Annotated in this window: 10 protein-coding genes; 6 read left to right on the top strand and 4 right to left on the bottom strand. The window is 52.9% G+C overall.

Features of this window, described 5'->3' with window-relative positions; translation table 11 throughout:
* Positions 1-226: 226 nt before the first annotated feature.
* From glnD to Q4C79_RS02245, 6 genes are all read left to right on the top strand, one after another.
* Positions 227-2,782, top strand: a complete 2,556-nt coding sequence (gene glnD / locus Q4C79_RS02270) for a [protein-PII] uridylyltransferase (protein WP_303089412.1) — start codon at positions 227-229, stop codon at positions 2,780-2,782.
* Between the two features lie 130 nt (positions 2,783-2,912).
* Positions 2,913-3,122 carry a heavy-metal-associated domain-containing protein gene (locus Q4C79_RS02265; protein ID WP_303089411.1) on the top strand — a complete coding sequence of 70 codons (210 nt, stop codon included), beginning with the start codon at positions 2,913-2,915 and terminating at the stop codon, positions 3,120-3,122.
* Between the two features lie 11 nt (positions 3,123-3,133).
* Positions 3,134-3,799, top strand: a complete 666-nt coding sequence (locus tag Q4C79_RS02260; RefSeq protein WP_303089410.1) for a YitT family protein — start codon at positions 3,134-3,136, stop codon at positions 3,797-3,799.
* A 149-nt stretch (positions 3,800-3,948) separates the two neighbouring features.
* Entirely contained in the window at positions 3,949-6,108 is a 2,160-nt protein-coding gene (locus Q4C79_RS02255) for a cation-translocating P-type ATPase (RefSeq protein WP_303089409.1), read from the top strand.
* A 258-nt stretch (positions 6,109-6,366) separates the two neighbouring features.
* Positions 6,367-8,250 (top strand): YqiA/YcfP family alpha/beta fold hydrolase, encoded by a 1,884-nt coding sequence (locus Q4C79_RS02250; protein ID WP_303089408.1) that lies wholly within the window; start codon positions 6,367-6,369, stop codon positions 8,248-8,250.
* Between the two features lie 241 nt (positions 8,251-8,491).
* On the top strand, positions 8,492-8,782 hold the full coding sequence (locus Q4C79_RS02245) for a PepSY domain-containing protein (protein ID WP_303089407.1): 291 nt from the start codon (positions 8,492-8,494) through the stop codon (positions 8,780-8,782).
* 87 nt (positions 8,783-8,869) lie between these two features.
* Here the strand turns inward: Q4C79_RS02245 and trxA are convergent, their stop codons facing one another.
* The 4 genes from trxA to Q4C79_RS02225 form a co-directional block, all read right to left on the bottom strand.
* Positions 8,870-9,199: a thioredoxin TrxA gene (gene trxA / locus Q4C79_RS02240; RefSeq protein WP_303089448.1), complete on the bottom strand. Its 330-nt coding sequence runs from the start codon at positions 9,197-9,199 to the stop codon at positions 8,870-8,872.
* Between the two features lie 90 nt (positions 9,200-9,289).
* Positions 9,290-10,831 (bottom strand): ABC transporter ATP-binding protein, encoded by a 1,542-nt coding sequence (locus Q4C79_RS02235; protein ID WP_303089406.1) that lies wholly within the window; start codon positions 10,829-10,831, stop codon positions 9,290-9,292.
* 10 nt (positions 10,832-10,841) lie between these two features.
* Positions 10,842-11,864, bottom strand: coding sequence for an ABC transporter permease (locus Q4C79_RS02230; RefSeq protein WP_303089405.1), 1,023 nt, complete (start codon positions 11,862-11,864; stop codon positions 10,842-10,844).
* Between the two features lie 21 nt (positions 11,865-11,885).
* Positions 11,886-12,944: a microcin C ABC transporter permease YejB gene (locus Q4C79_RS02225; protein WP_303089404.1), complete on the bottom strand. Its 1,059-nt coding sequence runs from the start codon at positions 12,942-12,944 to the stop codon at positions 11,886-11,888.
* Between the last annotated feature and the right edge of the window lie 26 nt (positions 12,945-12,970).

Here is a 12,970-nt window from a genome sequence, read left to right as displayed (position 1 = left end):
GATATTTTCAATATTATAAAAAGTTAGAATTTTTTGCCTGCTTGACCTTCGCTGGCAAAACCTAATGAAACGGAACGTACGGCAGCAATACATCAAACCACGGCCCAACGCCCGCCCAAAATCCTTGTATTGTAAACCATTCTCAGCAAAGGCATAATGCCTGTTGCCATCATTACCGGCCTTATTCTCGAATAATGCCTGTCTGAAACCCACCCGGAGAAACGGTATGACTGTTGTCCAATCCGCCGCCCAAGAATTACAACTGAAAAAACAATTCGCCATCGACGCTTACCGCACCTCGCGGCAACCCGCCCAGTTTTTCGAACGCTATACCACCGCGCTCGACCAGTTGCTCAGCACTTTATGGCAGGAATTTTTCAGTGGCAGCCGGCTGGCGCTGCTGGCCACCGGCGGCTTCGGTCGTGCGGAAGTTTATCCGTTTTCCGATGTCGACCTGGCCATCGCCGCTCCCGATACTTTAACCGAAGCCGAACAGGAACAAATCAGCACCTTCGTACAAACCTTGTGGGACATCCAGCTGGCACCCGCCATCAAAACCGGTTCGCTGTCCGAACTCTGCCAAAGCGCGCTCGACGATCTGACCGCCGACACCGCTTTTATCGAAGCACGCTTCATCTGCGGCAATCACCAGCTGGCCGACCAATTGCTGCAACAGCTCTCCCTGCAACGCAATACCGCCCTTTTCATTGAGGGCAAACTTCTGGAAATGCAGCAGCGGCACAACAAACAGCAAGGCTCCGGCGCGGTTTTGGAGCCCAATGTCAAAACCTGCCCCGGCGGCCTGCGCGATATGCACACCATGTTGTGGCTGGCCAAAGCGCAAGGTTTGAATGCCAATATCCAGGCCTTGATTAATAACCGCGTACTCACCCGCGCCGAGGCCGGCCATTTGGTCAACAGCCACAAGCAGCTGGCGAAAATCCGCATCGAGCTGCATCTGGCCGCCGGACGCGAAGAAGACCGCTTGGTTTTCGACCTGCAATCGTTGGTTGCGGAAAACATGGGCTTGCGCGACGACGACAAACGCAAAAAAAGCGAAAAACTGATGCACCAGCTTTACCGCGCCACCAAAACGGTCAAGCAGCTCAACGGCATCATCATCCCCATGTTGCGCGGCCGGGTATTTTCCATTCTGCCGCGCGTGGTGCACCAAATCGATGAAGACTATTATCAAGTCGGCAACCAAATCGCGGCCTACGATAAAGAAATTTTTAAAAAGAAGCCGGAACACGTTTTCCGCATCATCGAAATCGTGCAAAAAAGCAACGGCATCATCACCATCGCGCCGCGCACGCTGCGCACCTGGTGGGAGGCCGCCCGCAAAATCAACCGCCATTTCTACAATCAGCCGGAAAACCGCAAACGCTTCATCGGTTTTTTCAAAGAAGGCACCGGTCTCACCCACACCATGCGTTTTCTCAACCTTTATGGCGCGCTCGGCCATTACCTGCCCGCCTGGGGCAAAATCGTCGGTTTGCTTCAGCATGATTTGTTCCACATCTATCCGGTGGACGACCACATTCTGATGGTTTTGCGCAATATGCGCCGCCTCGCGCTGGACGAACATGTGCACGAGCTTCCGTTCGCCTCCGGCCTGATGCATTCGTTCGAACCCAAATATGTTTTATATCTGGCAGCAATGTTCCATGACATCGCCAAAGGCCGGGGCGGCGACCATGCCATCCAAGGCATCGCCGATGCCCGCCAGTTTGCAGCCGACCACTTTATGAACGAAGAAGACAGCGAATTGCTGGCTTGGCTGGTGGAAGACCATCTTCTGATGTCGCTCACCGCCCAAAAAGAAGACATTCAAAATCCCGATGTGGTGAAACGGTTCTGCGAGCGTGTGAAAACCCCGCAGCGGCTGCGTGCGCTTTATCTGCTGACCGTGGCCGATATCCGCGGTACCAATCCGAAAATCTGGAACTCTTGGAAAGCCAGCCTGCTGGAAAGCCTGTTCAACTCCGCCAACCGTTATTTTGCCGGCGGCGAAAGCAACCGTGCCATCATCGCAAGCCAACGCCAAATGAGTGCAATGGATGCACTCACCGATGCCGGCTACGATGCCAAACAGCAACGCCGCCTGTGGCAGGCGCTCGGCCCCGCCTATTTCGTGCGCCACGAAGAAAACGAGATTCTGTGGCATTTGCCGCAGATTATCGACGATGTGGAAATGCCGAAAATCGCCGTCCGCCGTTACGACGCGCCCAATACTTTGCAGGTAATGGTGTTTATGCCTAACGCCGAGCGCCTGTTTACCCGTCTGTGCCGCATTTTCAGCCATCACGGGCTCGATATTATGGCCGCCCGCGCCTTTGTTACCGAGCACAACTACATTCTCGATACCTTTGTAATACAGTTCCCCGAAAACAGCGAAACCGCTGATTACCAACGTATCCAGCGCTCGCTCGAGCACGAACTGAACGGTTTTCTGCAAGGCGTATTCCAAGACGACAATATCGCCTGCGGCCTGCGCAGCCGCCGTGCGCGCCACCTGCCGATTGCGCCAAGCATCAGTATTATCGGTAACGACGATGCACCGGGCTGGCACACCATGCACATCGTTGCCATCAACCGCCCGTATTTGCTGGCCAATATTACCGAAATCCTGTCCGACCACAACATCAGCCTGCGCTATGCGAAAATCGCCACGCTCGACGAACGGGTGGAAGACAGCTTTTTGCTGTTTAGCCGCGACTTGGACAATCCGAAAAAACAACTGGAATTGAAACGCGCCGTATTCGAACAACTGGCCAATTAAACCGGTAATAAAATAAATGCCTGTCTGAAAAAATAAAATGCGTTTTCAGACAGGCATCTACGGTACTTGACCTTTACCCCGTGTTAAGCCGTATGCTTCCTTTCATTCTATCTTCCACTAGGAGAACACCATGCAAACCCTTACCCTCAAAATCGACGGCATGACTTGCGGCGGCTGCGTGAAAAGCGTTACCAACGTATTGCAAAATCTGGACGGCGTAGAAAAAGCCGAAGTGAGCCTGGAAAACGCCGACGCCACCATTAGCTTTGATGAAAGCAAAATCCAGCCCGCCGCCTTAATCGAAGCGGTGGAGGATGCCGGCTTCGACGCTGCGCTGTAAGGCTGCTGCACGTGAATAAGACCAAACGTATCCTGCCGCTTACCCCTTGGTCGGCGCCAAGCCCGTGGTCGCTGCGGCCGAAATCCTTATGGGTATTGTGTTTCGCGCTGGTATTGTTCGGTGTGGGCGAAGGCATGCTGGTTAGCGCACAACTCGGCTCCACGCCGTGGACGGTGTTGGCGCAAGGCATTTCGCAACAAAGCGGATTGGGCATCGGCACGGTTACCTTTCTCATCAGCGCGGCGGTATTGGCCTTGTGGCTGCCCTTGCGGCAACGGCCAGGCATCGGCACGATTTTGAATATGATCATCATCGCTGCCGTATTGGGCTTATTCGTGCGCATCGTTCCCCCGCCGGCGGATTTTGTCTGGCGGATCACATTGTGCCTCGGCGGCATCGTTACCATCGGCACCGCTTCGGCTTTCTACCTCACTTGCTATCTCGGCGCCGGCCCGCGCGACGGTTTGATGGTGGGCTTGTGCCGGGTAAGCGGCTGGCGGGTCGGTATCGTGCGCACACTGCTGGAAGGATCGGTCTGTCTGGCCGGCTGGCTGCTCGGCGGTGTCTTGGGATTGGGCACGCTGTTGTTTGCCTTCGGCGTCGGCTGGGTGGTGCAAGGCTGTTTGCAATGGATTGCCAAACGCTATCCTCAGCAGGATTCTCCTGTAAAACCTTGAAGGGCAGTAATAGGCAAAACGGCGGGGTTAACCCGCCGTTGCTATTTGTCACCATCCCTTGCCGGTTGAAACCTGTTGACCTTAACCCTAGGTAAAGTCTTAAAGTAAGCACATTGCATCAAAAACCGATTCCCCAAAGGACACGCATCATGCAGCAAAAAGCCCGTTTCCAAATCGGCGGCATGACTTGCCAAGCCTGCGCCAGCCGCATTGAAAAAGTATTGAACAAAAAAGATTTTGTCAGCCAAGCCGGCGTGAACTTCGCCAGCGAAGAAGCGCAAGTAGTGTTTGACGACAGCCGTGCCGGTGTGGCCGATTTAATCGGCATCATCGAAAAAACCGGTTTTCAGGCCGCCTTGAAAACCGACGATATGCCGGCAAGCGATAGCGAAAGCCCCGTCAATTGGCGCTTGTGGCTGCTGCTTGCCATCAACATACCGTTTCTGATCGGCATGGCCGGTATGCTACTCGGCCGCCACGACTGGATGATGCCTGCTATGTGGCAGTTTGCGCTCGCCAGCGTGGTGCAGCTTTGGCTGGCGGTACCGTTTTACAAAAGCGCCTGGGCGAGCGTCAAAGGCGGGTTGGCGAATATGGACGTACTCGTAACCATCGGCACGGTAGCGATTTATCTTTATTCGGTATTCATGATGTTCCACCACCGCGGCATGGGGCACGACGGCATGGCGCACGTTTATTTCGAAGCGGGTGTGATGGTGATCGGCTTTGTCAGCCTGGGTAAATTTCTCGAACACCGCGCCAAAAAATCCAGCCTAAACAGCCTTGGCCTGCTGCTGAAACTCACGCCGCGCCAAGTAAACGTAGAGCGCAACGGCCAATGGCAAAGCCTGCCGCTTGACCAAGTGCAAATCGGCGATTTGATCCGCGCCAATCACGGCGAACGCATCGCCGCCGACGGCGTGGTGGTACGCGGGAGCGGCTGGACCGACGAAAGCCACCTCACCGGCGAATCCCGGCCCGAAGCCAAAACCGAAAACAGCAAAGTACTGGCCGGCGCATTGGTTACCGACGGCAGCATCGTTTACCGCGCCCGCGAGCTCGGCAGCCAAACCCTGCTCGGCGACATGATGGCCGCACTCTCCGAAGCGCAAGGCAGCAAAGCGCCGATTGCGCGGGTGGCCGACAAAGCCGCCGCCGTGTTCGTACCCGCCGTAGTCGGCATTTCCCTGCTCACTTTTGTTTTGACTTGGTTAGTCAAAGGCGATTGGATACCGGCCTTGATGAACGCCGTGGCGGTGTTGGTGATCGCCTGCCCGTGCGCACTCGGTTTGGCCACACCCGCTGCGATTATGGTCGGCATGGGGCGCGCCGTAAAACACGGTATTTGGTTTAAAGACGCCGCCGCCATGGAAGAGGCCGCCCATGTCAACGCAGTGGTACTGGACAAAACCGGCACGCTTACCGAAGGCAAACCCGAAGTAGCCGCGGTGTTATGCCTGTCTGAAAACCTCGGTGAAAACGAACTTTACCGTCTCGCCGCCTCGGTCGAACAAAACGCCGCCCATCCGCTGGCGCGCGCCATCGTTCAGGCCGCCTTGTCGCGCGGGGTCTCTTTAGCCGAAGCCCGCAACGCCAAAACCGAAGCCGGTGCCGGCATCCGCGCCGATATCGACGGCATCGGCGAAGTGAAAGTAGGCAAACCGGACTACTGCGGCTTTATCCTGCCCGAAGAGGCCGATCCGGTATGGCAAATCGCCAGCATCGTCGCCGTCGCGGTAAACGGACAGGCCGTCGGCGCCTTTGCCTTGGCCGACCGTTTGAAAGCCGACAGCCAACAAGCCATCCGCCGCCTGCAAGCGCACGACATTGATGTATACATCATGAGCGGCGACCATCAAGGCACCGTGGCCTACATCGCCGGGCAACTGGGGGTCGCCCACGCGCTGGGCAACATGAGCCCGCGCGACAAAGCTGCCGAGGTGCTGAAACTGAAAGACAACGGCCACACCGTAGCGATGGTCGGCGACGGCATCAACGACGCCCCGGCTCTCGCCGCCGCCAACGTCAGCTTCGCCATGAAAGACGGCGCCGACGTGGCCGAACACACCGCATCGGCCACCCTGATGCAACATTCTGTCAACCAGATGGTCGACGCCCTATTGATTTCGCGCGCCACTTTGAAAAACATCAAGCAAAACCTGTTTTTCGCCTTTTTCTACAACGTTTTGGGCATCCCATTGGCCGCACTCGGCTTCCTCAGCCCGGTGATTGCCGGTGCCGCGATGGCTTTGAGTTCGATTTCGGTATTGGGTAATGCTTTGCGATTGAAACGGCTGAAGATAGAGTAAACCCCGGGCAATAAACCCATGCCTGTCTGAAAACAAGCGCGCAGGATTCTGCGAAGCTCAAAGTTTTCAGACAGGCATTTTTTTGGATAAAACGATAAACATTATGGTATCGACATGATTTAACACAGCATCACACAAACCTCCTTTCTCTACACACCATTAATTAAGTTAGATAATTTTTGAACTTATTTAATTTAAATATGCCAATATGGAGCATTTATTCAAAATGAATTTTAAACCGAAAGGAGACTTAACATTATGGCAACAACCAGCGCAACACAAAATCCGGACAATCAAAACAGTGCTTCGGTTTTAAATCAAGCCAACCTAGCAGTATCCGGCTTGGTTAGCAGCCCTGAAGCAACTGAAATAATTAAACCCAGTGCGACCGAAATCGAAGCGTTAAAAACCTATATCAGCCAAAACAACGATCTGGCACAAAAAAATATCTTAGCCAGCTATGCTAAAGACAGTGACGGCGACGGTTTAATCGACAAACAAGACGGCAGCCCCAATAGCTGGAACGTATCGGATCGCGATTTGCGCATGTTAATGGCTTTATCGGACCGGCCCGGTGATTTACAGGATGTCGCCGGCCACAAAAGCAGACTCGAAAATATCTTCAATGAAAAACTTTCCGGTCAGGACTTTGATACCTTAATCAATGAAGTCAACAAAGGCCAGCTTGCCGGCCAAGCGGATGCCAAAGAGCTGAGTGGAAATTGGGATTTGTTAGACAGAGTGCATACCGAAAGCGGGTTGGATTACGCAATTTTCGGTAACGGTAAAACAGAAAACGGTTACCAAAACGTAGTGGTGACTTTTGAAGGAACGAAAACAGATACTAATCATGACTATAAGAACGATGCTCTGATTCTTGCAGGAATGATACTCCCCCAAACACAGGATCTGGAAAAAGTCGCACAGGAAGTGGCCGCTTATCATCCCGATAAAGTTTATGCAACAGGCCACTCTTTAGGCGGCTACTTGGCCCAGTATTTCGCTGCTTATACCATGCAAAGCCAAACCGAGTGGGCGGAAAGTTTTGTCCGCAGCGTTTTGTTCAATCCGGCCGCACTGAATAATACTAATTTACTAATTAATAATAACAGTTTAAATAGCGCCGTTGCCAATACCCGCGCATTTCTGAAAACAGATATTACCGATAACGGCGATATTCACCAGAAAACCAAATCTTTGGTGATCGAGGGTGACTGGGTAGACTGGGTAAATAAAAATATGCTCAGGAACATTTTCGAAAGCAGCGTCTATAAGCCCACTATTTATTTTCCCAATGTGGTGGAACCAATTCCCTACTTCATCATGCCCGACCTCCGCAACAACCCGCAGCATCTGCTGGATAAATTCTTTTACAATACGCCCGAGCTGGAAAAACAATTCTCGCAAGGCTATCGCGTTGATGCGCACTATCAGGCTGAAGACGATGATCTTGACGGTTTGGCCAATGTGCATGAAAAACACATCGGCACCGCCGTGGACAATGCAGACAGTGATGGCGACGGATATTCGGATTACATCGAAGCGGCGCTGGCATCGAATGCTCTTGATTCCGCCATCTTACCGTCTATCCCTGTAGCGTCGCAAAACAATACAGCAACCCAACCGGAAGTATCCGCCTTGAACTTGCAAAATGATGAAAATACAAGCAATAGCATCATTTCCGAGTCACTGTTTAACGCTAATGGCTTAATCACCGGCGTGAAAATCATCGGCACGCAAGCCGATGATGTCATCACCGGCGGCGAAGGCGATGACATTCTGCAAGGCGGTTCAGGCAGTGATACCGTTACCGGCGGCGCCGGGCGTGATACTTTTGTTTTCCACGCCGGCGATGTTGATGATCAAAAAGCCGATATCCTGACAGATTTCAATCCGCAAGAAGATCTGCTGGATGTCAGCAATTTACGATCACTATTCGAAGATCACGGTAATGATTTGCAATGGTCACAAATTTTGACGGACAGTACGGCTACCGTGGATACCAATCAATCACACCTGATTCTTAACAGCGAAGAGAAAACCCTTTCTTATCAAGCCGCAGGCAGTGAGACAACGGTGGTAATCGCGCACTTCGACGCCAACCAAGCTGCCGCCCTAACCGCAGCCAACTTGATCGGTTAAGCCGCAATCGGCTTAATAAATACTGAATCTGCATCGCTTCGTGTAAAGTGGATTCATACATACAAGGTATGTTGGTTCTGTAAAAGTTGCCAGTAGCATGTGCTGCTTGGCAACTTTTTCAAACAAACAGATTACATTTTTTTACAAATTGCTAATTCTCAGCCAAATCCACTTTCCTATAATGTCTGCCAATCCGATAAGCCATCGGCCTATCGCTTCTCAAACCATTAAAGGAAATACCATGAAAAAAATATTACTGACTGCCGCCATGATTACCCTGTCTGCCGGAGCCTTTGCCGGCGACGACCGCATTGAGCGCGAAATGCACCAAGATGCTTCATTCGAACAAAACCGCACCAAAGCCGTACAAATGTTGGAAGCGCGCGGCTATCAAGTACGCAAGATTGATGCGGACGACCACCAAGGCAAACCAGTCTTCGATGTGGAAGCTTACAAAGGTAATAAAGAATTCGATATCAAACTCTCTTATCCTGATTTGCGTATTTTGAAAGAAAAAGAAGACCGCTTTTAAGGCCGATTGAGCGGCAACAACAAAATGCCTGTCTGAAAACTTTTTCAGACAGGCATTTTAAATACCCGTGTATTGCAGAAGTATTGCTTACAAAGAAGCGTTTACAAAAGCCATCAATTGGGTTTTAGCCAATGCGCCTACTTTGGTGGCGACGTTTTGGCCGTCTTTGAATACCATCAACGTCGGAATACCGCGTACGCCGAATTGGGCGGGGGTGTTCTCGTTTTCGTCGATATTGATTTTAACCACTTTCAGCTTACCTTCGAACTCAGCGGCCACTTCGTCCAGAATCGGGGCGATCATTTTGCAGGGGCCGCACCACGGCGCCCAGAAATCCAACAATACCGGTACGTCGGATTTCAATACATCTTGTTCGAAACTCGCATCGGTAGCATGTACGATCAAATCGCTGCTCATCATTATTTCCTTTCGTTTTTCCAATGGTTGGTGTGTGCGTATGCCCGCACCTTGTGCTTGCAGCTAGAATAGGGCTTTACCGCCCGAATTTCAAGCCCTGTGATGCATCAATAGCTTTTGGGTATAGTCTGCATAGGGATGGGCAAAAACCTTTTCGCAATCGCCCTCTTCCACCACTGCGCCGTCTTTGAGCACCATCACACGATGCGACAGTGCGCCGATAACGGCCAAATCGTGGCTGATAACAATCAGGCTTAGGCCGTAAGTTTTTTGCAAACGGGCCAGCAGCTTCAGAATTTCGCGCTGCCACTGCACATCAAGTGCGCTGGTCGGCTCGTCCAATACCAATACTTTGGGCTTGACGATAATCGCACGGGCAATCGCCAGGCGCTGGCGCTGGCCGCCGGAAAATTCGTGCGGATAGCGCGCCAGTATCTCGCCTTCCAGCCCCACTGCCTGCAACACTTCGCGAACCCGCGCCTCAATTTCAGCCTCGCCGAGGTTTTTTTCGTATACACCCAAGGCTTCGGAAACGATATCGAGCACCGTCATGCGCGGATTGAATGCGCCGAACGGGTCTTGAAACACCATCTGAATATCGCGCCGGCTCGCCGGCGACCACGGCCTGCCGTCGAGCACCACTTGGCCGCAAGCCTCCATCAAATGCAGCAAAGCCTTAGCCAACGTGGTTTTTCCGCTGCCGCTCTCGCCGATTACCCCCAGAGTTTCGCCGCTTTTCAAATTAAAGCTCAAAGGCTGCAAAATGGTTTTTTGCTCTTTTTTAAACCAACCGGTTTTGCGGCTCACCGTTACTCCCAGCCCTTCGGCCTGCAATACGGTCGGCGCGTTTTCAGACAGGCATTCGATTTCGCGCTTGGGCACCGCATCCAGCAGCAGGCGGGTATATTCGTGTTGCGGGCGATCGAAAATATCGGCCACCGCGCCCTGCTCGACGATTCTGCCGTAACGCATCACCGCCACATCATCTGCAAAGCGGCGCACCAAATTCAAATCGTGGGTGATGTATAAAATGGTCATATTGCGCTCGCGCTGCAAACGGTCGAGCAAATCCAATATTTGTGCCTGCACCGCCACATCGAGCGCAGTAGTCGGCTCGTCGGCAATCAGCAGCTTCGGCTCGGCTGCTACCGCCATCGCAATCATCACCCGCTGGCGCTGGCCGCCGGAAAGCTGGAAAGGATAGGCAGATACTTTTTCTTCGGCATCCCGTATACCGGTTTCTCGCAACAAATCAACGGCTTTTTGCCAAGCGGCGCGCTTGTCCAAACCCAGATGCAAAATCAGCACTTCGGCAATCTGCCGGCCAACCTGCATCACAGGGTTGAGCGCCGTCATCGGTTCTTGAAACACCATGCCGATATCGCGGCCGCGCAGTTTGCGCAGCGATTTTTCCGGCAAAGCCAGCAGATTTTCGCCCTGAAAACGGATTTCGCCTTGCAGCGACACATCGGGATTGAGCCGCATAATGCCTTGCGCCAGCACGGTTTTGCCGCTGCCGCTCTCCCCCACCACCGCCAGTTTGCGGCCGGTTTTCACCTGCAAATGAATGTCGTGCAATACCGTATTGCCGGGGAAAGCGGCATGCAGATGTTCGATTTCCAGAATGTTCATGCCATCCACCTTATTTTCTGCCGCGTACATCAAATGCATAACGCAAACCCTCGCCCACCATCACCAGAAGCAACAGCATCATGGTCAGCGTACCGAAAGCCGGCAAGCCTATCCACCAAGCATCGAGGTTCTCTTTGCCTTGCGAAAGCAATTCGCCCAGGCTCGCCTGCGAAGTAGGCACGCCCAAACCCAAAAAATCAAGGCTGGTTAGGGCCAATACCGCGCCGGAAATGCGAAACGGTAAAAAGGCCAATACCGGCGTGAGACTGTTGGGCAGAATGTGCCGCCACATAATCGCGCGGTTGCCCACGCCCATGCTTTTGGCCGCCAATACATAATCGGCCTGGCGGTTTTTCAAAAACTCGGCGCGCACGTAATCCGACAAACCCATCCAGCCGAATAAGGAAAGCAGCAACAGCAATATCAGCAGGCTGGGATTAAAAAACGACAGCAAAATAATCAGCAGATACAATTCGGGCATACCGCCCCAGATTTCCATAAGACGCTGCATCACCAAATCGACTTTGCCGCCGAAATAACCCTGTATCGCACCGGCCAGCACGCCGATAATCGTGGTAATCACCGTTAACGCCAATGCAAACAGCAACGAATCGCGGAAACCGTATACCAAGCGCGCCAGAATATCGCGGCCGCGGTCGTCGGTACCCAGCCAGTGGTTGGCCGAAGGCGGCGCCGGGTCGGGCGCGGTATCGAAGTCGTTTAAGGTGTTGGCAGCGTAGGGGTTGAGCGGATAAACGGCGCTGTTACCGTTTTCGGTGATGTTTCTGCGGATGAGCGGGTCGAAATAATCGGCCGGCGTTTCGAAATCGCCGCCGAAATCGCGGTCGAGATAGGTATTGGCCAACGGGAAATAATATTCGCCCTGATAGTGTATCCACAAAGGTTTATCGTTGCTCCACAACGGCGCGAGCAGCGCCAACACAAACAACACGGCCAGCAGACGCAGTGAAAACCAGCCGCGCTTGTGCCGTTTGAATGCCTGCCAGACAGGTGAAGAAAAGATTTTTCGCATCAACATCTACCCCTTGCGCAATTATTTCTGCCCGCCGAAATGAATGCGCGGATCCACCCAAGAATAAGAGATGTCCGACAATAATTTCGCTATCAAACTCATCAGCGTGAACACATACAGCGTGCCCATCACCACCGGATAATCGCGTTTCATCACCGCTTCGTAAGAGAGCAGGCCCAAGCCGTCGAGCGAAAACAGGGTTTCGATCAACAGGCTGCCGGTGAAAAACGCGCCGATAAAAGCGGCGGGAAATCCGGTAATCAGCGGAATCATGGCGTTGCGCAATACATGGCGGGTCAGGATGTGTTTTTCAGACAGGCCTTTGGCACGCGCGGTATACACATATTGGCGGCGGATTTCTTCGAGAAATACGTTTTTGGTGAGCACCGTCATCACCGCCAGATTGCCGACCACCGAAGCGGTAATCGGCAACGCCATGTGCCAGAGATAATCGGCGATTTTGTGCGGCCAACTGAAGCTTGCCCAATCGTCGCTCACCAAGCCTCCTTGAGGAAACCACGCCCAGAAGCTGCCGCCGCCGAACAACACCAGCAACACCAAACCCAATACAAAAGGCGGAATCGTATAGCCTACCAGAATCACGAGACTGGTGGCCGCATCGAAACGGCTGCCGTCGCGCACTGCTTTGGCAATGCCCAACGGAATACAAATTAAATAAGTCAGAAAGAAAGTCCACAAACCCAGGCTCATCGATACCGGTAGTTTTTCCTTCACCAATTCGAACACCGTTTGGTGGTGGAAAAAGCTCTCGCCCAAATCGAAACGTAAAAAGCGCGCTATCATATCAGTGAAACGTTCGAGCGCCGGTTTGTCAAAACCGTATAAGGCTTTGATTTTCTCCATATCCTCTGCACTCAGCCGGCTGCCGCCGCGCTGCAACATCGATGAAGAAGTGGCGCTGCCGCCCGCTTCGCCCATAACCGTACTTTGCGTCAGTTGGGTAACCATCTGCTCGACCGGCCCGCCGGGCACGAATTGGATCACGGCAAAAGTAATCGCCAGAATGCCGAACAGTGTGGGAATCAGCAGCAGCAGTCGTTGCAAGATGTAGCGCAGCATAAGCAATCCGAAACAGTATAAAAATG

Source organism: Neisseria sp. (genome assembly GCF_030523955.1).
GTDB lineage: Bacteria > Pseudomonadota > Gammaproteobacteria > Burkholderiales > Neisseriaceae > Neisseria.
This window is presented reverse-complemented; position numbering and strand designations above follow the sequence as displayed.

What these genes read in the sequence shown, in the direction of transcription:
- Q4C79_RS02235 (WP_303089406.1), bottom strand. Translation starts at nt 10,831, where the DNA reads ATGAACATTCTGGAAATCGAACATCTGCATGCCGCTTTCCCCGGCAAT.
- Q4C79_RS02265 (WP_303089411.1), top strand. Translation starts at nt 2,913, where the DNA reads ATGCAAACCCTTACCCTCAAAATCGACGGCATGACTTGCGGCGGCTGC.
- trxA (WP_303089448.1), bottom strand. Translation starts at nt 9,199, where the DNA reads ATGAGCAGCGATTTGATCGTACATGCTACCGATGCGAGTTTCGAACAA.
- Q4C79_RS02230 (WP_303089405.1), bottom strand. Translation starts at nt 11,864, where the DNA reads ATGCGAAAAATCTTTTCTTCACCTGTCTGGCAGGCATTCAAACGGCAC.
- Q4C79_RS02245 (WP_303089407.1), top strand. Translation starts at nt 8,492, where the DNA reads ATGAAAAAAATATTACTGACTGCCGCCATGATTACCCTGTCTGCCGGA.
- Q4C79_RS02255 (WP_303089409.1), top strand. Translation starts at nt 3,949, where the DNA reads ATGCAGCAAAAAGCCCGTTTCCAAATCGGCGGCATGACTTGCCAAGCC.
- glnD (WP_303089412.1), top strand. Translation starts at nt 227, where the DNA reads ATGACTGTTGTCCAATCCGCCGCCCAAGAATTACAACTGAAAAAACAA.
- Q4C79_RS02225 (WP_303089404.1), bottom strand. Translation starts at nt 12,944, where the DNA reads ATGCTGCGCTACATCTTGCAACGACTGCTGCTGCTGATTCCCACACTG.
- Q4C79_RS02250 (WP_303089408.1), top strand. Translation starts at nt 6,367, where the DNA reads ATGGCAACAACCAGCGCAACACAAAATCCGGACAATCAAAACAGTGCT.